The organism is Paenibacillus sp. BC26, assembly GCF_900116125.1.
GTDB classification, from domain to species: Bacteria; Bacillota; Bacilli; order Paenibacillales; family Paenibacillaceae; genus Paenibacillus_Z; species Paenibacillus_Z lignilyticus.
Genome location: NZ_FPAD01000006.1, coordinates 120,892 through 146,235, shown reverse-complemented (window position 1 = coordinate 146,235; position 25,344 = coordinate 120,892). Strand labels below are relative to the sequence as shown.

At 52.2% G+C, this 25,344-nt stretch carries 26 protein-coding genes and 1 riboswitch; of the genes, 15 read left to right on the top strand and 11 right to left on the bottom strand.

Annotation, left to right across the window (positions count from 1 at the left end; all coding sequences use genetic code 11):
- Positions 1-46 precede the first annotated feature (46 nt).
- Positions 47-1,765, top strand: coding sequence for an MBL fold metallo-hydrolase (locus BM412_RS29125; RefSeq protein WP_091225211.1), 1,719 nt, complete (start codon positions 47-49; stop codon positions 1,763-1,765).
- A 391-nt stretch (positions 1,766-2,156) separates the two neighbouring features.
- Here the strand turns inward: BM412_RS29125 and BM412_RS29120 are convergent, their stop codons facing one another.
- From BM412_RS29120 to BM412_RS29110, 3 genes are all read right to left on the bottom strand, one after another.
- Complete coding sequence (locus BM412_RS29120; RefSeq protein ID WP_091225210.1) at positions 2,157-2,792, bottom strand: DUF4328 domain-containing protein; 636 nt, start codon at positions 2,790-2,792, stop codon at positions 2,157-2,159.
- Entirely contained in the window at positions 2,789-3,607 is an 819-nt protein-coding gene (locus BM412_RS29115; protein ID WP_143111719.1) for a hypothetical protein, read from the bottom strand. Before BM412_RS29115 ends, BM412_RS29120 begins: the two co-directional genes overlap by 4 nt.
- 172 nt (positions 3,608-3,779) lie before the next feature.
- The gene (locus BM412_RS29110) at positions 3,780-4,106 is read right to left on the bottom strand and encodes a hypothetical protein (protein ID WP_091225208.1); all 327 of its coding nucleotides are present in this window, start codon (positions 4,104-4,106) and stop codon (positions 3,780-3,782) included.
- Positions 4,107-4,289: 183 nt separating this feature from the next.
- Positions 4,290-4,398, top strand: a riboswitch (TPP riboswitch).
- A gap of 89 nt (positions 4,399-4,487) precedes the next feature.
- Here BM412_RS29110 and thiM point away from each other — a divergent pair.
- The 10 genes from thiM to BM412_RS29060 all read left to right on the top strand — a co-directional run bounded on the left by thiM (position 4,488) and on the right by BM412_RS29060 (position 13,888).
- Positions 4,488-5,300: a hydroxyethylthiazole kinase gene (gene thiM, locus BM412_RS29105; RefSeq protein WP_091225207.1), complete on the top strand. Its 813-nt coding sequence runs from the start codon at positions 4,488-4,490 to the stop codon at positions 5,298-5,300.
- On the top strand, positions 5,297-6,115 hold the full coding sequence (gene thiD / locus BM412_RS29100; protein ID WP_091225206.1) for a bifunctional hydroxymethylpyrimidine kinase/phosphomethylpyrimidine kinase: 819 nt from the start codon (positions 5,297-5,299) through the stop codon (positions 6,113-6,115). Before thiM ends, thiD begins: the two co-directional genes overlap by 4 nt.
- A complete protein-coding gene (gene thiE / locus BM412_RS29095) occupies positions 6,112-6,798 on the top strand; it encodes a thiamine phosphate synthase (protein ID WP_371264871.1) in 687 nt (228 codons plus the stop codon). Before thiD ends, thiE begins: the two co-directional genes overlap by 4 nt.
- Positions 6,799-7,012: 214 nt before the next feature.
- The gene (locus BM412_RS29090; RefSeq protein WP_091225205.1) at positions 7,013-7,306 is read left to right on the top strand and encodes an RNA polymerase alpha subunit C-terminal domain-containing protein; all 294 of its coding nucleotides are present in this window, start codon (positions 7,013-7,015) and stop codon (positions 7,304-7,306) included.
- 68 nt (positions 7,307-7,374) lie between these two features.
- On the top strand, positions 7,375-8,271 hold the full coding sequence (locus BM412_RS29085) for a LysR family transcriptional regulator (protein ID WP_091225204.1): 897 nt from the start codon (positions 7,375-7,377) through the stop codon (positions 8,269-8,271).
- Positions 8,272-8,362: 91 nt separating this feature from the next.
- On the top strand, positions 8,363-8,800 hold the full coding sequence (locus BM412_RS29080) for a rhodanese-like domain-containing protein (RefSeq protein WP_256256647.1): 438 nt from the start codon (positions 8,363-8,365) through the stop codon (positions 8,798-8,800).
- Between the two features lie 37 nt (positions 8,801-8,837).
- Entirely contained in the window at positions 8,838-9,731 is an 894-nt protein-coding gene (locus BM412_RS29075; protein ID WP_091225203.1) for an aminoglycoside phosphotransferase family protein, read from the top strand.
- A gap of 201 nt (positions 9,732-9,932) precedes the next feature.
- The gene (locus BM412_RS29070; protein WP_256256646.1) at positions 9,933-11,510 is read left to right on the top strand and encodes a spore germination protein; all 1,578 of its coding nucleotides are present in this window, start codon (positions 9,933-9,935) and stop codon (positions 11,508-11,510) included.
- Between the two features lie 19 nt (positions 11,511-11,529).
- Positions 11,530-12,753 (top strand): Ger(x)C family spore germination protein, encoded by a 1,224-nt coding sequence (locus BM412_RS29065; RefSeq protein ID WP_091225201.1) that lies wholly within the window; start codon positions 11,530-11,532, stop codon positions 12,751-12,753.
- 19 nt (positions 12,754-12,772) lie between these two features.
- The gene (locus tag BM412_RS29060; protein WP_091225200.1) at positions 12,773-13,888 is read left to right on the top strand and encodes a GerAB/ArcD/ProY family transporter; all 1,116 of its coding nucleotides are present in this window, start codon (positions 12,773-12,775) and stop codon (positions 13,886-13,888) included.
- Between the two features lie 13 nt (positions 13,889-13,901).
- On the opposite strand, the gene BM412_RS29055 is transcribed toward BM412_RS29060, so the two are convergent.
- Positions 13,902-14,135 (bottom strand): YczF family membrane protein, encoded by a 234-nt coding sequence (locus BM412_RS29055; protein WP_091225199.1) that lies wholly within the window; start codon positions 14,133-14,135, stop codon positions 13,902-13,904.
- Between the two features lie 114 nt (positions 14,136-14,249).
- Positions 14,250-14,780: an SRPBCC family protein gene (locus BM412_RS29050; protein ID WP_091225198.1), complete on the bottom strand. Its 531-nt coding sequence runs from the start codon at positions 14,778-14,780 to the stop codon at positions 14,250-14,252.
- 187 nt (positions 14,781-14,967) lie between these two features.
- On the opposite strand from BM412_RS29050, the gene BM412_RS29045 reads away from it, so the two are divergent.
- Positions 14,968-15,462, top strand: a complete 495-nt coding sequence (locus BM412_RS29045) for a hypothetical protein (RefSeq protein ID WP_091225197.1) — start codon at positions 14,968-14,970, stop codon at positions 15,460-15,462.
- 57 nt (positions 15,463-15,519) lie between these two features.
- Positions 15,520-15,804, top strand: coding sequence for a hypothetical protein (locus BM412_RS29040; RefSeq protein WP_091225196.1), 285 nt, complete (start codon positions 15,520-15,522; stop codon positions 15,802-15,804).
- Positions 15,805-16,610: 806 nt separating this feature from the next.
- Here BM412_RS29040 and BM412_RS29035 read toward each other — a convergent pair.
- Positions 16,611-17,309, bottom strand: coding sequence for a polysaccharide deacetylase family protein (locus tag BM412_RS29035; protein ID WP_091225195.1), 699 nt, complete (start codon positions 17,307-17,309; stop codon positions 16,611-16,613).
- A gap of 100 nt (positions 17,310-17,409) precedes the next feature.
- Between BM412_RS29035 and BM412_RS29030 the strand changes: the two genes are divergently transcribed.
- Positions 17,410-19,146 (top strand): ABC transporter ATP-binding protein, encoded by a 1,737-nt coding sequence (locus tag BM412_RS29030; RefSeq protein WP_091225194.1) that lies wholly within the window; start codon positions 17,410-17,412, stop codon positions 19,144-19,146.
- 82 nt (positions 19,147-19,228) lie between these two features.
- Positions 19,229-21,052 carry an ABC transporter ATP-binding protein gene (locus BM412_RS29025; RefSeq protein WP_091225301.1) on the top strand — a complete coding sequence of 608 codons (1,824 nt, stop codon included), beginning with the start codon at positions 19,229-19,231 and terminating at the stop codon, positions 21,050-21,052.
- A gap of 76 nt (positions 21,053-21,128) precedes the next feature.
- Here the strand turns inward: BM412_RS29025 and gdhA are convergent, their stop codons facing one another.
- From gdhA to BM412_RS29000, 5 genes are all read right to left on the bottom strand, one after another.
- Positions 21,129-22,505: an NADP-specific glutamate dehydrogenase gene (gdhA, locus tag BM412_RS29020; protein WP_256256659.1), complete on the bottom strand. Its 1,377-nt coding sequence runs from the start codon at positions 22,503-22,505 to the stop codon at positions 21,129-21,131.
- 308 nt (positions 22,506-22,813) lie between these two features.
- Positions 22,814-23,017: a hypothetical protein gene (locus BM412_RS29015; protein WP_091225193.1), complete on the bottom strand. Its 204-nt coding sequence runs from the start codon at positions 23,015-23,017 to the stop codon at positions 22,814-22,816.
- Positions 23,018-23,522: 505 nt separating this feature from the next.
- Positions 23,523-23,816: a transporter gene (locus BM412_RS29010; protein WP_091225192.1), complete on the bottom strand. Its 294-nt coding sequence runs from the start codon at positions 23,814-23,816 to the stop codon at positions 23,523-23,525.
- A 38-nt stretch (positions 23,817-23,854) separates the two neighbouring features.
- A complete protein-coding gene (locus BM412_RS29005) occupies positions 23,855-24,184 on the bottom strand; it encodes a hypothetical protein (RefSeq protein ID WP_091225191.1) in 330 nt (109 codons plus the stop codon).
- Positions 24,185-24,349: 165 nt separating this feature from the next.
- A complete protein-coding gene (locus BM412_RS29000; protein WP_091225190.1) occupies positions 24,350-25,333 on the bottom strand; it encodes a diaminopimelate dehydrogenase in 984 nt (327 codons plus the stop codon).
- Positions 25,334-25,344 lie beyond the last annotated feature (11 nt).

Genomic DNA, 25,344 nt, shown 5'->3' with positions numbered 1-25,344 from the left:
CAATATGAGGATACTTGCTTGGTGTATGTGATTCAGAACGGCAGCGTTGATTGATTTTGGATCGGGTGTCGTGCTCGAAGAATTGGCATCCATTGGCGTCGACAAGGTAACGGATGTGCTGATGACGCATCATCATCGTGATCAAGGACAAGGACTGGATAAAGCAGTTGCGGCAGGTGCGCGCGTATGGGTGCCTCATCATGAGCAGGATTTGTTTGCCCGAGTGGATCAACATTGGCAGGGCCGTGAAATACTCGTCAATTACAATGTGCGCCAAGATAAATTCTCGTTGCTGGAACCGATCTCGATTGCCGGAACGTTGAAGGATTATGCGAATTACACCTTTGGCGAGCATACGTTTAACGTGGTTCCTACCCCCGGCCATACGACAGGATCGATAACGCTGACGACCGAACTGGACGGCAGCCAAGTTGCCTTTACAGGGGATCTGATTGCCGGTCCGGGAAAAGTATGGTCCATGTCCGCCACGCAGTGGTCGTATAACGGCTGTGAAGGGGTCATGCATACCCTTAGTTCTATATCGGCTCTGCGGGATAAAGGCTTGCAACTGCTGCTTCCTTCGCATGGCGAAATCATGGAGCAGCCTTCCGCGGCCATAGATCCGTTAATCGAGAAGTTAGAGCAGCTTCTTCGGCTGCGCGGCCAATACTCGGATTATGAGTCTTTCAAGGAGCCCGAGTTTCGGGAGATTACCCCGCATCTGCTGTGGAATGCCCGCAGCTTCGCCAACTCCTTTGTACTGCTCTCCGAAAACGGTAAAGCGCTGCTCATCGACTACGGATATGCGAATATCCATGCCATCTTCATCGCGGGAACGGATCGCGCCTCACGCCGGCCCTCTCTCACTCCCATTGAGCGGTTGAAGAAGCAATTCAATGTGTCCAAGATTGATGTGGTTATTCCGACGCATTATCATGACGATCATGTGGCGGGCTTTAACCTCCTGCGCGATATCGAAGGTACGGAGACCTGGGTAGCCGATAATTTTGCCGATCTCTTCGAACACCCGATGGACTACGACGTGCCATGCATTTGGTATGATCCGATCCCGGTAGACCGCAGAATACCGCTCGAACAGACCGTTGTGTGGGAGGGGTATGAGATCCGTCTCTACGAGCAGCCGGGGCATACGCTCTATGCGGTCGCGATTTCGTTCGAAGTTGATGGGAAACGCGTACTGGCTATCGGAGATCAGCAAGGAAATGACGGGAATTTGAACAACTACGTGTATCAGAATCGGTTCCGTTCCCATGACTATATCCTAAGCGCGGAATTGTACAAAAAGCTCGATCCCGACCTCATCATCTCCGGCCACTGGGATCCGCTATGGGTGGAGGAAGGTTACTTCGACAAGCTGCAGCGAGATGGAGTAAGCTTGAAACAGCTGCATGACGAGCTGTTGCCGCTGGAGAAGATCGATCTGGGTGCGGAAGGTTACTGTGCATGGATAAAGCCGTACCAGCTCGAGTTGAGCGGCGGGGAAACGGCCGAAATTGCGGTTGAGGTGTTAAATCCGTTGCCGCAGAGAGACAAGGTGACCGTTCGGCTGGTTACGCCTCCAAGCTGGAGCACGGAAACCAAGGAGCGGCAGCTGGAAATCGATCCTCACGAAGTGGCGACGGTTCAGTTCGCGATTACGGCTCCTGCGGGGGGCACGGCGAATCGAGCCCGAATCGCGGTCGATATTTCGATTGGGGACCGGAAGCTGGGTCAGCAGGCGGAAGCGCTTGTGACGGTGAAGTAGTTTGGTGAGCAGGGTGGTCAAAGACAAAGAGAGCAGGCGATGTCGCCTGCTCTCTTTGTGTCGAGAAACCCACAGCGTTTGATACAACGTCGGTTTCTTAGCTTCCTGCGTGCTGCTCTGTCTCTTTCGAACTCTAACGGTTGTGACAGTGGTTATTTGGCATAAATAGACCCTTTTTATTATCTAACGGTTGCCAGCGAGCTTATTTGATCGGTTTCCACGGGGAATCGCCCCATTTGCAGCAAATAACGTCTCTCGCAACCGTTAGAGTTTTCAAAAGGTTTATTTTCATGAAATAGCCTCGCTGACAACCGTTAAAGTTTATTCATGAAGTGAAGTATAGACAAAAAGTGGCTGTCGAGACTTTCTCGGGCTTTTCTATTTCGTCTCCCTATGAGGGAAGCTGCACTGCACTCGCGGGATCGATTGCATCGGAAGTCGTATGATTCGCTCGTGCATGGATATTGCTCAGGCCTCTGGATACGAGCAAGCAAAGGGTGAAGAATATGGTGTAAAGGATAGAAGTAACTAAGCTGGAAGCGAACAGAAGCGCTCCCGAGACTTCTTCGGCACGCGATACGAAACGGCCGAGAATATTGGAGGCAATAAAGAAAATAATCAGCGGAACGGACATGCCTTGAATCCATTGACCGTCCTTGCTTATCGCTGCTGACCGCTGATAGTGGCTGCCGATTTGCTGATAGATGGACGGAATGCCATAGAAGTTATAGAACGGAATGATCATGCAGGCAATGGCGGATCCCGGCGTTCGCGGGAATTGAAGATAAAGTCGATTCAAGTCCATGTGCACCCGGTATATCCAGATGAGATATACGATAGCGGCTACATAGTAAAGCACAACCGAAACGATATCTACAAAACCGTACATCGGATAGATGTAGTCACTGAACATATTCAAGTCGATCATGTAGATGAAGGAGAAGACCAGATCGGCCAGTGCTGCTACTAAGAGAGCGGCCAGAAGGATTTTGAGGATAAATGAGATAAATTCTGATTTTAAGTTCACTTCGGATCGAGCTCCAATTCATACTTAGGATAGTTGCTTAAATAATAGATGGCTTCTTCCAGGCTGGCTACGGGGACAACCCGTAAACGCAAATGAAGTTCCCCGGCGACTTGCAGCGCTTCCTCCTCGTTGCTGAGGCCCTCATACATAAACGTTTCTTTGTCCTTGGGAACCAGAAAAATATCAGCCCCTTCGGCTTCCGCCGTCCGTAGTTTCTCGCGAATGGCACCGACAGAGCCAACGGATTGATCCTCCTCGAGCGTACCCGTACCGGCAATAGTGAGTTTGCCCAGCTTCGAAAAGTCGACGTGCTTTTCTTCCTCGTACAAGCCGATGCCGAGCATGAGCCCGATCGAATTCCCATAATACTGTGAGGTTTCTTCGATGAGCTTGTTCTCCCGGTCCTCCAGCTGATCGACCGAGCTCGGCTGATCCGCAATGTCTGCTGCGGAATCCACTGCGTGACGAATCGTATCGTCCTTCAGCAACTTTTCGAAATCGAGCATGTCGTCACTTGCTTCCTTGGCGGAGGCGCTTACTCGCGTGAATTGGGCATCCGGATAAGAGCGTCTGACCGATAACTTCTCGTACCGATTGCGGGTAAAACCTTCGCGGACATAGACGAAGTGAACGCTGCCCTTTACGCCAATGTCTTGAATGGACACAAGCCCTCCGGGCGCGGAGAAGCTATTGTATTGAGGGAGGTAACAATAGAGGGCGATTGATAAGGGAAGCAATAAAAGCACGAGCGCAATCAGCCATTGCTGCCAAGAGGTTAATCGCCCTCGTACAGCTTGTACTTGTGGTTGTTCCAAGAATATCATCCGTTCCAATTTATCGTAAAGTTCAACAATATTTGCTAGTATTCAATGAATTATGTAAAAATCCTGCATTTTTACAATAATATTAATTTGGAAAAGAATGAACCCCGCTATCACATTGGGTGAAGCGGGGTTCATCATTTTACCGAGCCTGATCAAAGCGGTACTAGTTGCTGCCCGAAAGGACATAATCCGTGTTCGAAAGCGTGTACGTAAGGGTGCTGTTTGTGTTTAGTAAAGCATCCAAAGTGCTTTCGAGGGTAACGACGAATTGCATTTTGCTGTAGAGGTCGCCTTCGAAGATCGTGAAAAGCAGGATTCCATTTAGAAAAGTGTTGTCGTCGTCGCCGTAAGCAACCTCTTCCGTCCCAAATGGTCCAAGGGTAAAGGATTCCGTGCCATATTGGTTGTAAGGCTCAAAGCCTGCGCGGATAAACAGCGTAATATCCAAAGCGGCTCCTGTATTATTTACAAACGTTTTTAAACCTGCCATGAGCTGTATCCTCCTTTCAAAGCGGGATACTCCATCCTATTCTAGTAATTTCAATTTGCTAGGACTTCCGGATAGAATTAGTTAATCGTCCGTATCCGACCATGCCGGATTGGCTTGCTCGAGGCGAGTAGAGCCCTCGAATTTCGTTGCAATTTCGGGTCTCATGGATTACACTGATCACAATCGAATAAGCGCGGGAGCTTGTAGAAACAGGCTGAGAGTACGACTAATCCGTCGTAGACCGTTTAACCTGTTGGGTAATGCCATCGTAGGAAGTTCACGGCTGTCGTGCGCATTGTTGCGCCTTACCCTCGTTCTGCGGGTAAGGCGTTTTTTTGATGCTTAAATTGGAAAAATAGGAATGAAGAGGTGGCTGAGGCTATGAACATTCAAACGGTAGCGAGCAAGCTGAAACAAGTAAGGGAAACAAACCCGTTAATTCACAATATTACGAATGTCGTCGTCACGAATTTTACTGCGAACGGCTTGCTGGCACTTGGAGCTTCGCCGGTCATGGCGTATGCCAAACAGGAAGTCGCGGATATCGCCAAGATTTCAGGAGCGCTCGTACTGAACATCGGAACGCTGAACGAAACGGAAATTGAAGCGATGAAGCTGGCGGGCAGCTCGGCGAATGCGCATGGTGTTCCGGTCGTGCTGGATCCGGTTGGCGCGGGAGCTTCGGCGTATCGTACGGATACGGCAAGAGGATTGCTCGCAGACGTGAAAGTCAGCATCATTCGGGGCAATGCGGCGGAAATCGCAAACGTGGTCGGCCGCGAGTGGACGATCAAAGGCGTCGATGCCGGTACAAGCGGCGGCGATGTTGTCGAATTGGCTAAGCATGCGGCTGCGCAGCTGGGCACAGTTGTCGTGATTACCGGTGAGGCCGACATCGTTTCTGACGGAACGAGAACGTTTGCCGTGCGCAACGGAGATGCTATTCTGACGCGTGTTACCGGAACGGGCTGTCTGTTGACGTCGGTTATCGGCGCATTCGCGGCGGTGGAGAGCGATCTGATCTTGGCTTCCGTGGCTGCATTGACCGCATACGGCGTTGCGGCCGAGCTTGCTGCCGGCAAGGCGGCCGGACAAGGACCGGGCAGCTTCCAAATCGCGTTCCTCGATCAGTTGGCGAATGTAACCGCAGCGGATATCGAGAAGCTGGGCCGAGTGGAGCGGATTGAACAATGAGCACATCGATTGCTAGAGCATTAACGATTGCAGGCTCGGATAGCGGCGGCGGCGCCGGTATTCAAGCCGATTTGAAAACCTTTCAAGAACTGCGGGTGTATGGCATGTCGGCCATTACGGCTGTTACGTCGCAGAATACACTCGGCGTGCGAGGGATCTATCCGCTGACGGCAGATGCCGTTCGATCGCAGATTGAGGCCATCGGCGACGATCTTGGCACGGATGCGGTAAAGACGGGCATGCTGTTCAACGATGAGATTATCGTTGCCGTGGCTGAGGAAATCCGCCGCTACGGCTGGAGCAAGGTCGTTGTCGATCCGGTCATGATCGCCAAGGGCGGAGCTTCGCTGCTGCTCGAACAAGCGGTCCGCGCCATGAAAGAAACGCTGCTTCCGCTCGCGTGGGTTGTCACGCCTAATGTGCCGGAAGCGGAAGCGCTGACGGGGATGACGATCTCCGGCATTGCTGCGCGCAAAGAAGCGGCGAGACGGTTAGCCGATTTCGGGGCGAAGCATGTCGTGCTCAAAGGAGGCCATGATTTGTCCGATGACGGGCAGGCGATCGATATTCTCTACGATGGACGGGACTTCTACGAGTTTCGCAGCGAACGGAGAGAAACTCGCCATACGCATGGCACCGGCTGTACGTTTGCTTCGGCGATCACCGCTGAGCTTGCCAAGGGCCGCGGTGTGCCTGAAGCTGTCGAAGTCGCCAAAGCTTTCATCCAGGCGGCGATCGAATATCCGCTTGGCCTTGGACAAGGGCACGGGCCGACCAATCACTGGGCGTACCGCGATCAGGAGAGCGGACGATGAGTATGCGGGCATGGCAGGATGATACTATTCGCGAGGCGCTGCGGCTCTATTTCATTATGGGGAGCAACAACTGTTTGCCGGGAGTTGATCCCGTGCAGGTATTGTCGGAAGCGATTCGAGGCGGCGTCTCGATGTTTCAGTTCCGCGAGAAGGGCAGCGGCGCACTCGTGGGCGATGCCCGAGTAGAGCTTGCCTGGCGTCTTCGGGAACTGTGCCGCGAGCACCGCATTCCGTTCATCGTGAACGACGATGTCGAGCTGGCCTTGGAAGTGGATGCGGACGGCGTCCATGTCGGCCAAGAGGACGAAGCGGCTTCGACTGTACGCCGGTTAATCGGCGATGCTAAGCTGCTTGGCGTCTCTGCCTACGATGAGCGGGAGGCGGAAACTGCCATTCGCAGCGGTGCGGACTACTTAGGTATCGGTCCGCTGTTCTCCACGCGCACGAAGGAGGATGCCAAGGATGCTTCCGGCCTCGACGTACTTACGCAGATGCGGGAACTGGGCATGCGGATTCCGATTGTCGGCATCGGCGGAATTACCGATGGCAACGCGGCTGACGTGATCCGCGCAGGAGCTGACGGAATATCGCTGATCTCCGCGATATCGCTGGCTCAGGAGCCGTTCGCGGCATCCAATCAGCTGCGGCAGGTCGTCGACGCGGCATTCGCTGGAATGGGCTAAGCCCCCAAAAGCATGGCTCACTGTATTGACAGTGAGCCATGCTTTTTTGTTGTTGTTGTTGGCCAATCTCGCTGCATTGGCTCCCAAGTAGACCTCATGGTGGTCTGCATGCGCGAAATCCGCTGCATTGGGTCCCCGAAGGCGGCAGTACCCGGTCAATTTGCGGTACAATAAACAAAATGGCAAATTTCCTTGAGAGGATGGTTGCATACCAATGGCAACAACGGAGAAGTCCTTACGAACGTGCAAGAAAGGGCATCAGTATTATAAAAGCACCGATTGCCCAACCTGCCCGACCTGCGAGCAAGAAAAGAAACCGGAGAGCGGGTTTCTGTCCCAGCTGTCGGCACCGGCAAGACGAGCGTTGGAGCACAACGGGATTACCACTCTAGAGCAGCTATCGCAGTATAGGGAAGCGGACATACTCAAATTTCACGGTATGGGGCCGGGTTCCATGCCGAAGCTGAGAGCGGCTTTGGAGGCAAATGGGCTTTCTTTTAAGCAATAAGCAAATGTACCGAGCATGGTGGCCGGATCACCATGGCCTTGTATTTTAGGGAATGGAGGTGGTTGTAGATGGAACTGACGTATTTGAAAACTTTTCGCGAGGTAGCGAAGTGCGGGAGTTATACACGAGCCGCGGAAGCGCTGGGTTATGCCCAGTCGAGCATCACGTCGCAGATTCAGAAGCTGGAAGAAGCGTACGGGGCGGTCCTGCTGGAGCGTTTCGGAAGAGGCATGAAGCTGACGATGGCGGGCGAAGCGCTCCTGCAATACGCCAACGATATTTACAGACTGCATGAAGAATCCAAGGAAGTCGTGGCCAAACAAGCCAAGGGGACGCTCTCGATCGGGACGATTGAGACATTGGCTGCCTTTTACCTCCCGCCGCACCTGCAAGCCTACCGCCGCGAGTATCCGGACGTGAACATTGTCATACAGCCAGCGAACGAGCCGTTCATTATCGAATCGGTGAAAGAGGGCGAGCTCGACATCGGAATCATTCTGGATCCTCCGTTCACGGACCCGGAGCTTCACAGCAGCATCCTGCGAGAAGAACCGCTGGTTATCATTGCGAACCCCGATCATAAATTAAAAGGACAAAGCGAAGTCCATGCCCATAACCTGGAGAACGAGTCGCTCATTCTGACGGAGGATGGCTGCACGTACCGGGCCATGCTGCTCAAGGTGCTAAAAGGCAATCAAGTGAGCTTTAGTCTCTCTTACGAGTTTGGCAACTTGGAAGCCATCAAGCAGTGTGTCATCTACGGTCTTGGGATTGCACTGGTGCCCCGGATTACAGTGGCCGAGGAAGTCCGCAAAGGACAGCTTATCGCGATTCCTTTTGTCCACCCGGACTGCAGGTTCTATACACAATTGCTATACGCAAAGAAGAAATGGAAATCGAACGCGTTCAATGGCTTCGTGGAGCTGCTCAGCGGCGGTTCCGGTTTCAAATATCGAAATGAGTGAAGTATAGTATAGATAACTATCGATAACTCCATGGTTAAGGGCTGTGATACATTGATATCAAGAAATCACAACTCCACCGGAGGTAATCAAAATGACCATTCAAACACGCCAATCCCTCGTTCTCGAGACACCTGCCGCATCGCCGGAGCACACGCATCGTCACTTTATGAACAAGCTTTCCGTGGAAACCGACGTTGCGGATGTGCGCTATGACATGCAGCACGGCCTGAATGACTTTCTGCTCATCGATGTTCGGAGCTCGAAAGCCTATGAAGAATGCCATGTTCCGGGCGCCATCAGCCTGCCTTCCAACAACATCAGCCCAGAATCAACAGTTGCATTCTCGAAAGAACAAGTTATTGTGGTCTATTGCTGGGGGCCGGCTTGCAATGGCGGCACCAAAGGCGCGGCGCGCTTATCCGGTCTGGGATTCAGAGTAAAGGAAATGATCGGCGGCATCGAATATTGGCGCAAAGAAGGGAACGAGGTAGAAGGTACACTTGGACAATCAGCTCCCTTGATCGGATAAGGGACGCAGCGGTTCGTCTATCAAACGGAGGTAACGAATGACGGAAATCAACACGGAGCTGGTAAGCAAACTAATTAAGGGGCAGTTCCCGCAATGGGCGGACTTGCCGATCTATCCGGTAGCCAATAGCGGTCATGATAATCGGACCTTTCATTTAGGCAGCGAAATGAGCGTTAGGCTACCGAGTCATGAGTCGTATGCGGCACAAGTCGAGAAAGAACTTACATGGCTGCCTAAGCTTAGACCGCACCTCACTTTACCTATACAGGTTCCGGTAGCGAAAGGGAATCCTGCGGAAGGCTACCTGTGGCCGTGGTCCATCAATCGATGGATCGAAGGAGAAACGGTAAGCCTTGCTGCGATAGAGGATCTGAATCAACTAGCGGGAGATTTAGCTGCTTTCTTAAAGGAGCTGCAAGCCATTCCGGCTTCGGATGGACCTCCTGCTGGCGCGCATAATTTTCATCGCGGAGGCGCTCTTACGGTTTACCATGAGGAAACGAAGATGACACTCGAAAATCTGAAGCCGATCCTCGACGCTAATGCATTCCATGAGATGTGGGACCTTGCGCTGCAGTCGCAATGGACGGGGACGCCGGTCTGGGTGCACGGCGATGTCGCAATCGGCAATCTCTTGGCACGGAACGGGCGGCTCAGCGGTGTTATTGACTTCGGCATTTTGGGCACGGGCGATCCGGCTTGCGATTATGTGATGGCATGGACATTCTTCGATTCGGAAAGCAGGGAGATCTTCCTGCGGGAAGTCGGCTGCGATGAAGCAACTCGTCATCGGGCACGCGGCTGGGCATTATGGAAGGCGCTGATCACCTACAATTGGCATGACAAAGAGTCTGCTGCGGCGGTAGAAGCTAAACGGATTTTGGATGTTATCAAGAGTGAGTATGGGCAGCAGGCGGGAAAACGCATCTAACGTAAGTATCGTAATGTACAATGAGGGATTCTGCCCGTCCGTACAGTTATTAATGTGTACCATAAGTAATAGCCGGCAACTCTCCATTCGGGAGAGTAGCCGGCTTTTTCTTATGAGCCGCAATAGGTAAAAAAAGGTGGAGTGAGGCATACTAGCCTTGGGAAAATAGGTAAATTGCAAGTTGAAGGAGATTCAACTTTGATGAGAATACGAAGAGCAGTATTCGGCTCCGGCCCTGGTAAGGCAGGTGGCCGCAAGGAAAATCGAGCCGTTCCGCCGGGCCAGCTTGAAACGGATTTAGAAGCAAATATAAATCGAATCCGAGCTGAACTGGTGTCCAGCCCTGATCTGATTGTGCGCAAATTCACCCTGCGTACGGGAAGGCCGCTTCATGTGGCGGCTGTCTATCTGGATACGATTACGGATAAAGAAGTGGTAAACGAGTTCGTCATGCGGTCGCTCATGTCGCCTTTTCTGCCGCAAATACCGGAAGAAGCGGATTCTCCGGAGGCTGCGTTCCGGTTCATCTGCGATAATGCGCTTGCTGTCGGGCAGATCGAAGTACTCGATAACTGGACATCCATGATGCTTGAATTGTTGACCGGCAAGACACTGCTGATTGTGAATGGCTGGAGCCAGTGTATTTGCGGGAATACGATTGGCGGTGAGAAACGCGCAGTATCGGAGGCAAGCACCCAAGTGGTCATTCGGGGACCGAAGGACAGCTTCTCCGAGTCGATCGCAACGAATATCGCGCTAGTGCGACGCAGGATACGGAGCGCGAAGTTTGGCTTTGAAGCCATCAAGCTTGGCAGCGTTACGCAAACCAGCGTTGCCATGCTTTATATAGACGGAATCGTCAAGGATGAAATCAAGAAAGAAGTCAGAAATCGGTTGGAGAAAATCAACACGGACGCGATTTTGGAATCCGGGTATATCGAGGAGTTTATCGAAGACAATTGGAGCTCCCCTTTCCCTACCGTATTCAATACGGAGAGACCGGATGTAATCGCCGCTAATCTGCTTGAGGGACGCATTGCCATTTTGGTGGATGGAACGCCCTTCGCCTTAGTGGTGCCCACGGTGCTTTCGCAATTTTTCGCCGCTGCCGAGGACTACTACCAACGATACGATATCGGCACCTTCATTCGATTATTGCGGTATATGGCATTCATCATTTCGTTGTTTGGGCCGGCTGCCTACATTGCTTTGACGACCTTTCATCAGGAGATGCTGCCGACGACGCTTCTGATTAATTTGACTGCGGCCAGAGAAGGCGTTCCGTTCCCGGCGCTCGTTGAGGCGTTCATCATGGAGATCAGCTTTGAAATTCTAAGGGAGGCGGGCATTCGAATGCCTCGGGCTGTTGGACAAGCCGTGTCGATCGTAGGCGCGCTAGTGCTGGGAGAAGCCGCTGTTCAAGCGGGTATCGTATCCCCGATCATGGTCATCGTAGTGGCCATTACCGCGATCGCGAACTTCTCTATTCCCGCATACAATCTAGCCATTACGGCACGATTGCTGCGATTCCTATTCATGATGGCGGCCGGACTGCTTGGTTTCTACGGCATCATACTCGGCATGATCATGATGGTCGCCCACTTGAATGCGTTACGCTCGTTCGGCGTATCCTTCCTGTCGCCGCTCGTGCCCTTCAAGTATAAGCAGTTGAAAGATGTATTCGTTCGTCTCCCGCATTGGAGCCTTAGGGCTCGGCCGGACGATACGGCGGAGGAGGGTGTTCGAATGCCTCCGGGACAAAAACCACAAAGCGAGTGAGTAAGGGGGCGGCAATCAGATGGAGATGGGAAAACGGATGATGAAGCTTGCCCTAATTGCAATCTCATTGGCGTCTGTCTTGTGTGCTACCGGCTGCTGGAACAGCAGAGAGCTTAACAAACTTGCGATCGTGACGGCAATGGCTATCGACAAAGCAGAGAGTTCCGATCAATACGAGCTGACTTTCCAAGTCGTGGTCCCGAGTGAATTATCGAAGTCGGGAAATGGCGGAGGAGGAGGAGGAGGGGCGCCGTTTTCCATTTACAGCGTGCGATCGAAAACGTTGTTCGAGGGGATACGCAAAGCATCGAAGCAGGTGCCGAGGCAATTGTTCTTCTCTCATATCCAAGTTGTCGTGCTTGGCGAGAAGCTCGCAAAAGCAGGCATCGAAGAGATTTTCGACTTTTTCGAACGCTCGCATGAGGTGCGGTTAACGTCAATGCTGCTCGTTGCAAGAGGCAGTTCCCCTGGGAAATTGATTAGTACAATCACACCGCTTGCACCTCTGCAAGCACAGGCTGTGCTGGGAGCCAGCGAATTCTCGGCGAAAATTTGGTCCAGCTCACCCAATATCGGCATTGACGAGGTCATCCGGAAGCTCATCAATCCCGGAGCCGAACCATCGATCAGCGGACTCCGGATGATGGGCGATGATGCGAACGTGACGCAGCAGCAGAATCTGGGACAGTCACGCCTTCCCTATCACCTTGAAGTGTCAGGGATTTCCATGTTTCGCGAAGGAAAGCTTGTGGGATGGCTGGAGAATGAGAAAGCGCGCGGATACATGTTCATCATTAATCAAATGAAGAGTACAATTATGAATTTATCATGCGCTGGGAAAACAGACGCCCTAGCCCTTGAGATTATAAAAAGCAAAACCAAGATCCAGGTTTCGATGAAAGACGGTCATCCGAACGTGCATATCGTCGTGAAGGCTGAAGGAAATGTAGCCGAAGTCAAATGCGGCATCGCGCTTACCGAGCTATCCGTACTGAACAAGCTGGAGCAGGAATGGGGGGAAGCAGCGAAATCCAGTATGCTGGCGGCGATTCGCAGCGCGCAAGCCGTCCACTCCGATGTATTTGGTTTTGGCGAAGTGCTGCAGCGCAATCATCCGAAGGCATGGAGGCAAGTACAAGATAGTTGGGCGGAAGCCTTCTCGGAAGCGGAGGTGACAATCACCTTCCAAGGGCAGATCCTGAGATCGGGCATGCGAGGAAAATCGCTGATGGAGAAGTCTTGAAACAGAGAGGAGTGACAGCATGAATAACCGAGTCGTACATATAGGCCCGCTGCATTTGTTTGCATGGATTACTTTATTCGAGCTGGGGACAGCCGTCGTCATTCAGCTCGGGATGGGTGCTAAGCAAGATGCCTGGATTGTCATTCTACTCGGCTGTCTGTGCGGCATTGCCCTGTTTGCCGGCGTATTCGGCACGCTGTATAACCTGTACCCGGATCTCCCTCTAACGGGGTACATGCGCAAGATAATCGGGCCTGTTCCGGGATGGGTGCTGGGCTTTGCCTATCTACTGTATTTTATATATATATCGGGCCGCGACGTCAGAGACTTTATCGATTTGCTATCCGCTGCAGCCTATGATGTCACGCCGTTGTTCGCCCTGGCGATGTTTATGTTGATCACGGTCGGTTATACGATTCGTCTGGGAGTGGAGGTGTTTGCGAGAACAACCTTTGTTTTCTTCATATTCTGCTGCATGATGTTTCTGTTCATCATCTTCTTGGTCCTTTTCTCGGAAATGTCGGAGGGCAATCGGCTGCTCCCCGTGCTTGGCGAAGGATGGAAACCGGTCTGGAAAGCGCTGTTTCCCACGAACATCACGTTTCCATTCGGCGAAATGATCGTAATGACGATGTTTCTTCCTTATTTGAACAAGAAATATAAGGCGGTCAAAATCGGCGTTGGCGCCATGGTGTTCAGCACGTTGCTGCTCATCATTGCCACCTATGTGAATACTTCCGTGCTCGGCACCGAAATCGCTTCGCGGGCGACGTTCCCGCTATTTACGGCCTTGAGCCGGTTAAAGCTGTCTGAAATCGCCCAGCGAATGGATGCCATCGTGCTCTTCTTGTTTGTCATTACCAGCTTCGTCAAAATAGGCACCTTCATGTATGCCGCGATCTTGGCGGCCGGCGATTTGTTCCGAATCACGAATCACAAGACGTTAATCATGCCGGTCGGTCTCATCGTCATGTTCACATCGCTCACGGTCGCGGGAAGTTTGACGGAGCATCTGCAGGAAGGACTCAAGATCGTGCCGTATTACCTCCATCTGCCGCTCCAATACGCGATCCCAACCCTGCTCATGCTGATTGGCTTAATTCGGCGCAAAGGGCAATCCGCTGCTTCCTCATGATGAGGACGAACTGTCAGTGCCCGGGCCAGAACTTGCGCAGAAGGGCCATAATCGGCTTGCGAACGTAGAGGAAGAGGAGGATCGCAAGCATGAGTTTCTCGATAAAGTCTAGCATGGAGAACGGGAATATTAAATTTCGAATCATGCGGTCCATAGGAAGACCTTGAAGGAGATCCATAGCCAAATCCCATAGGATGATGCAAGGAAAGAGGAGCATGAACACCGCGAAATGTTTGTTATTCTTCATTGTGAGCGCACCTTTCATTCCGTTGATGCACGTATTATTCCCCAAAATGCAGCTCAAAACAAAAGGCCGTGGGAGCCACCTGAAAGGTGACTGCCACGGCCTTTTTTGTGTATTTTACAGGCTTGCCAAGTAGTCGTCGAGCTTATCGAAGGTACCGCCGAAGCCTTGCTGCATGGATTCGAACATCCCTTTGTAGAAGGCATTCTCCTCGGCGCTTGCGTTATGAGGACCGCCTTCAAGCTTGATGGTCGTTTGCCCCTCGACTTCCGTAAAGGTAACTACATTCAGGACTTGCAAAGGAAATTGCGGAGCGAACGGAGGGCGTTCCGTGCCGCCTTCCGGGTTAGAGAATGAGCTGAAGAAAGCGAGTTTCTCGGGTGCTGCGATTTCTTCATAAACAAATTTGCCCCACATCTTCTGCCCGTCAGGTGTGCTCATGGAGTAGAGGAAGATACCTCCGGGGCGCAGATCAAGCTCTGCTACTTCAAGATCCAGACCTTTCGGTCCCCACCAGTGCTTCAGATGCTCCGCTTGTGTAAATACTTTGAATATCAACTCGCGCGGTGCGTTGAAGGTGCGAGAAATGACTAGTTTGCCTCCCTCGGTGCTAACTTCATTGGCGTTTACAGCTTGGTTATCGGTCATGATAGGATTCCTCCAAAGTTAAAGTTCTTGTTTTGAATATACCCTAATAGGAATATTCCTGTCAAGGAATATTGAATGCGAAGTCAAATTGCCTATAGAACGGATTGTATATATTTACCCCGGCAACTATTTTACTATTCATGCCGTCTTCTATAGCAACTAGGTTGGAATGGATGTGAGGGATCGTATGATGTTTCGAAAAATGATGTGGGTATCCCTATGTGCGGTAATGCTTCTGTTGGGTGCATGCGGGGAAAAATCCGAAGGCAATGTCGCTGCTGTGGATTTAGGCGAATTGTACAGCTTAGCTCTGGATGCTTATATGCCGGTCGATGAGGGTCTCAATAGTGGCATGAAATACATCGCCATTGATATGAGCAACTTAAAGGACCTCGATGCGGGAGATAAGCAGCAGATTCTGGCGCATTTCAAATCTTACAAGGTTGACGTGATGGAAGCGACCTATGAGCAGTTGGAGGCTAAAGGGTTGTTTAACAAGAATACGCTGTCGCTTGACGGGGTGCTGTTGAAGGTGGAGAAGGCTGAGTTGACGGCTAAGCAGTTTGTTATAGAGGGCTCCAAGTATCGGTCCGGTGACGGAGCCGTTGGAATGCGGGTTGTCGTGAAGTTAAAGGACGGCGATTGGCAGGTTGATAAAGCAGATATGACATGGATTAGCTAACAGAACTGACATTAATCTGCTATGATAGGTGCAAAACAATAGCGGGGTGATGGATCCATGTCCATGTTCGGCAACAAGAATACCAAATCGCCCGAGCCGGCCGCGGAGAATGTGCGCGTCGTCCCGGTGTACACCGTGCATTCGCTGCCTCAACCCTATGAAGTGCTGTGCACCGTCTACTCCGGCAGGATCAGCAACAGCTCGCCTGTTCATATGCTGCAGCAGCTGGGTCGCGCAGGTGGCGCAGTGGCGGAGTGTGATGCGGTTATCGGCATTCTGCTCACGCCCGGACTGGCGTCCGGGACATTGAATGCTTATGGCACAGCCATTCGTTATGTTTAAGCGGGAAAAGGACCGAGCGGCTGCTCGGTCCTTCGTGTTTTGTGAAACCGACGTTTGATCTAACGTCGGTTTGTTAGCATGCTTGACGGCATGAGAGCAAACCTCAATATTCTCTTTACGCCTGTTATGAGGGGATCTTTCTCGTATTCCAAACGCTAACGGTTGCGACAGCGGCTATTTGGCTTAAATAGCCCCTTTTTATTGGCTAACGGTTGCCAGCGAGCTTATTGGAACGATTTCACGGGCAATCCACCCATTTACTGCAAATAACGGCTGTCACAACCGTTAGGATTTCAAAAAGGCTTATTTTCATCAAATAGCCACGCTGACAACCGTTAAAGTTTGGTTCTTCATGAAGCATAGACATCAAAGTGGCTGACGAGATTTTCTCGAGAGGGAAAAGAACCGAGCGGCTGCTCGGTCCTTTTTATTGATCCTACCGGCAACAAGGATGTCCCGGATATCGCCAGCTCGTTCTGTGGATGATGTAACATTCGTTTCTCTCATGGTCTACCGCCGCTAAATGCTGCACAAACTGCAACATTATTCCCTTCCCAATGGCCTACTTCAGCCAAATGCTGCTCAAAACGCAACATTTCAAAGGGAATGGACGGCTGAGAGACGATATGAGATGGAAATCTTGCCTTTTATGCAGCATTTCCTGCGTGGACTTACCTTTTCTCTGGATATGCTGCACAAAATGCAACATTTCTGTTAGCTGTCTTTTACTCCGCAGCCTGTTAAAGGCTAGCCAAGAGGAATGCCCGGTTGGTTACGAGCCCTCGTTCAACCCGGTATCCAAGCCCTTACTGCTGCAGCTTCAGCAGCTCGCTGACGGTGACAAAGGAATAGCCCTGCTCCTTTAACGCTTGCAGAATTCCATGGATCGCGGTGATCTCGTTCGAGTCGTACATAGGATGAAGCAGCAGAATGTCCCCCGGCTTCACCTTTTCTTGTACATAGCGCACCTTATCGGCGGTTGTCGAATAGAAGGTGTCCGGCTCGAGGTTCCAAGTGATCGTCTTCATATGATGCTTGTTCAAGTAATAAGGCAGTCCAATCAGCTTCTTGCCGTAAGGCGGGCGAAAAAGAATCTCTCCCTCGTAGCCGGTTTGGCGGATCAGCGCATTGGTCTTCTCAATCTCATCCCGGATATAGGAAGGCGATTTAAAGACCATCCGGTCATGAGAGAAGGTATGATTGCCGATTTCATGTCCGGCTGCCGCGATCTTGCGCCCTTCCTCGGGGTTCTTCTCCAGCTCTCCCCCTATGAGGAAGAAGGTAGCCTTTGCCTTGTATTTGTCCAGAAGCGGCAGAATCTGATCGACATTGGCTGTAGGGCCGTCGTCGAAGGTGAGGGCGATGATCTTCTGATCAGTTGTCACTTGGTCGGTAATGCCCCCGAATACTTGAAAGGTACGTGAGTTCATCCATTTAAGCGTACCAAATAGAATAAGAACAAGAAGGACAAGGACAGCTGCGCTAATGATTAATTTTTTCTTCATAGAGGGTATCTCCTTGATCAGTTTTCGTTAGCCGGGTTCCATTTGCAGGGCAATAGTCGTTACAATATAAGGAAGACAAACTGTAAGGGAGTCCTGAACGTTGAGCTTTCTAAAGCCATATTTTCGCCAATTCGGAAAACCGTTTGCCGCAGCGATTCTGTTCTTAATGCTTGAAGCGTTATGTGATCTCATGCAGCCCACGCTCATGTCGCGCATTATTGACGTCGGCGTTGCGAACCGAGATCTTGATTATGTCTTCCGTTTCGGCGGCTACATGCTGCTCATCACGGCTATTGGTGCGGCAGGGGCGACGATGCGCAACATTATCTCCAGCCATGTCTCCCTGAATTTCGGCACGCGTCTGCGTTCCGACCTGTTTCGTCGGATTCAGTCGTTATCGTTTGACAGCATCGACAAATTCGATCGCGCCTCTCTGGTTACGAGGCTGACGAACGATGTGACCCAAATTCAGAACTTTACGAACGGACTCATGCGAATCTTCGTCAAAGCTCCGCTGATATGTATCGGCAGTCTCATTATGGCGATTCGCTTGAATCCGCCTCTTTCGCTTGTATTGGCTGTTGTCATTCCAATGGTTGCGCTGCTCATTGTGTTCAATATGCGCATTGGTTTTCCTTTGTTTGCAGGTGTTCAGCGTGCGCTCGATCGCGTTAACGGGGTGTCGCGCGAATATTTATCCGGGGTTCGCGTCGTGAAAGCCTTTAACCGGGTCGATTACGAGACGGACAAGTTCGGCATGGTGAACGACACCTATCAGGAAGCGTCGACTCGCGCGATGCGCTTAATGTCGATCTTCAGTCCCGGCATTATGCTGACCGTGAATCTCGGAATTGCTGCAGTGATTTGGATCGGCGGTGTTCGGGTAGACGGAGGCCATATGCAGGTTGGCCATATTATTGCATTTATTAACTATATGACGCAAATTTTGTTCTCGCTGCTGATGATTTCGAGTGTATTCACGATGTTCGTCAGAGCAAAGGCGTCGGCGGAGCGGATCGGCGAGGTGTTTGCGGAGAAGGATTCCATGCCGGTGAGAGATGAGGGACAGCTGCAGCATGCGTCCGGGCATTCCGGCAGCATTTCGTTCAAAGAGGTATCCTTCTCGTATGCCAAGTCGGAGACCGTGCTTCGCAATATTACGCTGGACTGCCGACCGGGCGAGACGATTGGCATTATCGGTTCAACGGGCTCGGGCAAAAGCACGCTCGTGAACCTCATTCCCCGATTCTACGATGCCACCTCGGGTACGGTGGAAGTGGACGGGCAGGATGTGCGAAACATCGAGCTGAAATCGCTTCGGGAGAAAATAGCCATCGTACCGCAGAAAGCGGTGCTGTTTACCGGTTCCATTCGGGAGAACCTGCTGTGGGGCAAAGAAGACGCCACGCATGAAGAGGTTGAGCTGGCGGCGCGGATGGCGCAGGCACATGACTTCATCATGGATTGTCCTGAAGGCTACGATACGCTGCTCGGGCAGGGAGGGGTTAACCTCTCGGGCGGTCAGAAGCAGCGGGTTTCCATTGCAAGGGCGCTCATTCGCCAGCCGTCCATCCTCATTCTGGACGATTGCACGAGCGCCGTGGATACATCGACGGAGTCGCGGATCAAGGAAGCGCTTCGGGAATACGCGCAGGGCTTGACCTGCATTCTCATCGCGCAGCGGATGTCCTCTGTTATGGATGCGGACCGCATTATCGTGCTCGATAACGGGGAGATCGTCGGTTCCGGGCGACACGAAGAGCTGATGCTGACTTGCGCGGCTTATCAGGAAATTTATCGGTCGCAGACCGGCAAGGAGGCGCGTGCCAATGTCTGAACGGAATAATCGGCCCGAGGGGAGTCCTCCGGCGCAGGGGCAAGCGCAGTCGCAATCGCAGGCGCAGGGCTCGCCGCCGCCGATGCCTGCCGTGAATGTTCCGGGCAGGGGCGGTTTCATGGGCCGCGGACCGGTCGTGAAGCCGAAGAATTTGAAGGCGACTTTGGGGCGGCTGTGGTCATATTTCGGCAAGGAAAGAAAGCTTCTAGCGATTATCTTCGTCATCGTACTGATCGATGCTCTTATTACGCTTTCCGGCCCTTACCTCATCGGCGTGGCCATCGATGCGATGTCCGTAGAGAACGACGGCAGCCCGGTCGACTTCGGACTGCTTCAGATCGCGCTCATTGCGCTGGTCTCTTCCTACATCGCAGATGGAGGCTTGACCTTTCTGCAAGGGTGGCTGATGGCCGGCGTATCCCAGCGTATCGTCGGGCGGATGCGCACCGCGCTGTTCGCCAAGCTGCACAAGCTTCCGATCCGCTTCTTCGATACGCGGACGCACGGGGAACTGATGAGCCGGATGTCCAATGATATCGACAATGTGAGCAATACGATTGCGCAGTCGGCCATCCAGGTCATGACGGGATCGGTCGCGATTACAGGCGCGCTCGTGATGATGCTGGTGCTGAGCCCCGTGCTGACGCTGGCGAGCTTGATCACCGTGCCGGCCGTATTCCTGCTGACGCGGACGATTGCCCGCGCAACCGGGCCGTTGTTTAAGCAGCAGCAGAACAAGCTCGGCAAGCTGAACGGCCATATTGAAGAGACGATCTCGGGGATTCAGATCGTGAAAGCTTTTAACCGCGAAGACAAGGTCATCGATGACTTCGAGGTCGTCAATGAAGAGCTGCGCGAGATCGGCATTAAGGCGCAGATCCGCTCGGGGTTCCTCATGCCGATTATGAACGTGATCAACAACGTCGGCTTCGCGGTTGTAGCCATCGTCGGCGGCGTTCTTGCGGTTAACGGACATATTACGGTCGGCATAATCGCCAGCTTCCTCAGCTATTCGCGTCAGTTTGTAAGGCCGCTGATCGAGCTTGCGAATCTGTTCAACGTCCTGCAGTCCGGTGTAGCGGGGGCGGAGCGGGTATTCGAGGTGCTCGATGAAGAAGAGGAGCCGGCCGATCGTCCGGGAGCGAAGACGTTCGTCAATCCGCGCGGTCATGTCGTCTTCGACAATGTATCCTTCGGTTACCGCGCCGATGTGCCGATTCTGAAGGGCATCAGCTTCGACTCTGCCGAAGGTACAAGCACGGCGCTGATCGGACCAACCGGCGCAGGCAAAACAACCATCGTGAATCTGCTGAATCGCTTCTACGATGTGACGGGCGGTTCCATTCGAATCGATGGACGCGACATCCGCGATTACACGAAGGATAGTCTTCGGCAGGCATTCGGCATCGTGCTGCAAGACACGTATCTCTTCTCCGGAACGATCCGCGAAAATATTAAGTACGGCAAACCAAGCGCAACGGACGAGGAGATGGAGCGGGCGGCAGCGCTGGCCAATGCCGCTTCGTTCATCCGCAGACTTCCGCAGCGGTACGATACGGTGCTTGCCGAGAACGGCGGCAACCTCAGCCAAGGTCAGCGTCAGCTGCTTGCCATCGCAAGGGTCATTCTCGCGGATCCGCCGATTCTTATTCTGGATGAGGCGACCAGCAGCATCGACACCCGGACAGAGCTGCATATTCAAGATGCGCTTCGAGGCGTCCTGCATGGCCGCACGAGCTTCTTGATCGCCCACCGGCTCAACACGATTCGTGACGCCGACACCATCATGGTCATCGACCGCGGGGCGATCATGGAGAAGGGTTCCCATGAAGAGCTGCTCGAGAAGCAGGGCGTGTATGCCCATATGTTTAAGAACCAATTCGGAGCCGTACTGGGCGAAGGATAAGGCACGAATGGAAACAGAAAACCCACCGTACCAGGTTAATGATCATTAACCTGGGGCGGTGGGTTTTTCCCGTTATTTAAACGACGCCTTGAGCGATCATGGAGTCGGCCACTTTAACAAATCCAGCGATATTCGCACCATAGACCAGATTGCCGGCATGGCCGTAATCGGCAGCTGCTTTGATGCTGTTGGCATAGATGTTTTTCATAATGTCATGTAGTTTGGCGTCTACTTCTTCGAAGGTCCACGACAGTCGCATGCTGTTTTGCGCCATTTCGAGTGCGGATACGGCAACTCCGCCCGCATTCGCAGCCTTAGCCGGCCCAAACAGGACGTCGTTGTTCAGGAACACATCAATAGCCTCCAACGTTGACGGCATATTAGCCCCTTCGCCAATAGCCTTCACGCCGCTATCTACTAACAGCTGCGCGGACGCTGCATCGATCTCATTCTGTGTTGCGCATGGCAGCGCGATATCGCATGGAATGGACCAAATTCCGTCGCAGCCCGGCGTGTAGGCAGCATGCGGATGGATTTTCACGTATTCGCTGATACGTTTGCGATCCAATTCTTTTAATTGCTTAACGGTATCCAGGTTGATGCCTTCAGGATCGTAAATATACCCGTTGGAGTCGCTGCACGCAACCACTTTCGCGCCGAGCTGTTGGGCCTTCTCGATCGCATAGATGGAGACGTTACCCGAACCGGATACGACAACCGTGCTGCCTTGGAAGCTCAAGTTTTTGCTTGCAAGCATCTCGTTCACGAAATAAACGCAGCCGTAGCCGGTTGCTTCCTTACGCGCCAAGCTTCCGCCGTAAACAATGCCTTTGCCCGTCAGAACGCCGGCTTCATTCCCGCCGCGAATGCGCTTGTATTGCCCGAACATGTAGCCGATTTCCCGTGCTCCTACACCGATATCGCCTGCAGGAACATCGACCTCAGGTCCGATGTATTTGTAGAGCTCCGTCATGAAGCTTTGCGTGAAGCGCATAATTTCAAGATCGGATTTGCCTTTCGGATCGAAGTCCGATCCGCCTTTGCCGCCGCCGATCGGCTGGCCGGTTAAGCTGTTCTTGAAGATTTGCTCGAAGCCCAGGAATTTAATGACGCTGGCATTAACGGACGGATGGAATCGCAGTCCGCCTTTGTACGGGCCGAGCGCGCTGTTGAACTGAACGCGGAAACCGCGGTTCACATGCACTTTTCCCTTGTCGTCCACCCATGGCACGCGGAAGGATACGACGCGCTCAGGCTCGGAAATCCGCTCCAAAATACTGTTCTGCTCATACTCCGGATGCTGGGCAAGAACCGGTACGAGGGAATCCAGTATTTCCTTCACGGCTTGGTGGAATTCAGGCTCGTGGTGGTTGCGTTGAACGATTGTTTCGTATACGGATTGGACGTACTTCTCGGCAGCTGCCAATTGCGGATCAGATATAACGGTTATCAATTTGACCAACGCTCCTTAGATGATAATGGGTCGAATTTGCATTTTTTTACGCAAAGTTTGTATTTTTATACATTGTAAACGTGTAATTCTCATAATACCAATTAATTAATCTTTGCAGACCGATAAATTACATTTATCAACTAAATGTGAGAAAACTTGCCATGAATCCATGGCAAGTTGCGATAAAAGCTATAAGGATCATGTTATTATGGCTGACATTTCAGGCAGTATGTACGATTTTCGGGTGAAGAATGCGATGCTCGTTTCTCTGCTTGGTACGCCGTTATGGAACGAGTTCGGGTTGTCTATCATTTGCGCAGCTTGGGGCCTCGCAAGGAACGGCGGATTAGCATTGGTCCTACCGCGCTTCCCACCATGGCCGCATAGAAGGAATGGAGCGGCAGCTTAATCAAGTAATACAGGACAGTCCCCCCAATAATATCAATCACGACAAACTTCTTGATTTCTGACATCGGCACGACCACGACAATAAATTCTTGCTTGCTCCCCATGATTTATCCCTGCTTTCCCGTGTAACGATCTCCACTTGAAATTGTATTTGCAGCGAGCTTGTCAGATTCCATGCCATGAGAAAAACGGGGTAAGTCTCGCTTGCCGGCACCTCCATAACATTATTCCGTTCCAAATGATGCTGATGATCGTTAAGGAAGAAAGGATCGCGCCGTCGGTTCGAGGCTAAGTTCATCTGGGTCGCGCAGCGTTAGATGCTCGCTCACGAGCGCTAACGAATCCCAGAGGTCTTATTTCATCCAAATGAAGGGGGTTGAAATTCTAACGAATCCCACAGGGCTTATTCGGTGTCAAAAGGGCTTTTTCGCACGATTTCCTCACAATAAGGCTCGTACGATTTGTTAGATCTGAAAAATGGCTATTTCCGCAGGAATAAGACCCTCAGGATTCGTTAGCGCAAAACGGCATGAGGCAATGCTAGCGAGCGACCACAGAAATGTCCCTCAGCCATGGTCAGCATGACTGAGGGACATCGGGCCTTACTATTTAAACACAAGTAAACGCATCGATTCGCGCAAGGTCGAAGCCGGCGAACATCCAGAAGAAGCCGTTCCAGCGGAATCCGGAGATGGACGTCCGGCCGAGGAAGACGGGATAAAACCAGAAGCCGGGTCCGCTGCGCGGCCAGATGTAGGTCATGCGGAACATGCAGCGGGAGATCGCTCCCGGATCAATGGCAAGCGTCGATGAAGTAAGCGGTCTTGGCGGAACCATTTGCGGCGGCGGCGAGCCAGGGGGCTGCTGCGTACCTTGAGGTCCAACCGGTGGCATGAAAGCCATGCGAATCACTCCTTTGTCAGTAACGGTCCACTACAGGCTTAAAGCAGCGAGATGGCAAGAAGATTAAACAGAACCAGCGGCAGAATGACATTGTTATAAGTCTGAGGCGGGACACCGGGACCCGGGAAGAACCCGCGATGGACGCCTTCATTGGACAGGCAAATGTAGAGAATGCTCTTGTCACAATGGACGATATGCCCTTCGAAAACATCGCCGTCCATCGTTTCGATTTTGACCAATCGATTGACGTGATTCGCGCAAAGCTGATGAAGATGGTCATTGACCGACCGCAGTGTATGATGAACCTTGGCGTCGCACTGATAGATCGGCTTTAGTTCTTGCTGCATGGACTGATTGGGCGAGCTCATGATAGATTCCCTCCATTTTGAACATTGAACATGGATTATCCTATGCAGGGGCCTAGTTCGGCGTTACGGGGAGTTGGTTTCAAGGGAGGCCGCGCAGGTTGGGGAAATAAAAAAGCTCGCCATGAGGATCATGGCAAGCTTTTAGGTTCAATTAGTATTCGGCGATTAGAGCAGCTCGCGGCGAAGCTGTTCAGCCGATTTCGGGGAGAGGTAGCCGATTGGAAGGTCGAAGATCGTCTTCGCGCCTTTGCTGCCCTCTTGGCTTAGACGGTAGCCGGCTCTCGCGCAAGCTACCAGCACGCTTGCCGTAAACTCGGGATTGCTCTCGAGCGTAAGACCGAACTCGATAATTTGTTTCGTGCCTGCACCGGTAATACCGCTGCGAATGACGAATCCGCCGTGAGGCATGCCTTGGTGCTCAGCATGCAGCTGCTCTTCGCTGATGAAGTTTACCGTCGTGTTGTAATCGGAGAAATAATTCGGCATGTTCACGATCGTTTGTGTGATTTCTTCTTTATCCGCGCCTTCTTCGGCAACGACGTAGCATTCACGAAGATGCTTGTCGCGAGTTGCCAGCTCCGGCGTTTCGCCCGAGCGAATTTGATCGATTACTGCTTGCACCGGCACCGTATATTGAACGCCGGCTTTAACGCCCGGTACACGGCGGATAGCGTCGGAGTGGCCTTGGCTTACGCCTTTGCCCCAGAACGTAAAGTCTTTTCCTTCCGGCAGAATCGCTTCCGCAAGCAGACGGTTAAGAGAGAACAGACCCGGATCCCAGCCTGTCGAAATAATGCTCAGCGTGCCGGCTTGCTGCGCGGCAGCATTGACGGTTTCATAGAATTCCGGAATCTTGGCATGCGTATCGAAGCTGTCTACCGTGTTGAACATGCTTGCGATAACAGGCGTTTGCTCAGGAAGATCGGTAGCCGAACCGCCGCAGAGAATCATGACATCGATAATGCCTTTGTATTGCTCTGCTGCCGAAATATGTTCGAAGCGGACGCCTTCTCCGCCGGTCATTTGTTCAGGCTGTCTGCGAGTAAAAATCGCGACAAGCTCCATATCGGGATTTTGAGCGATTGCCTTCTGGGTGCCTCTGCCGAGGTTTCCGTAACCTACAATGCCGATTTTGATTGTTTTACTCACTTCAATTTCCT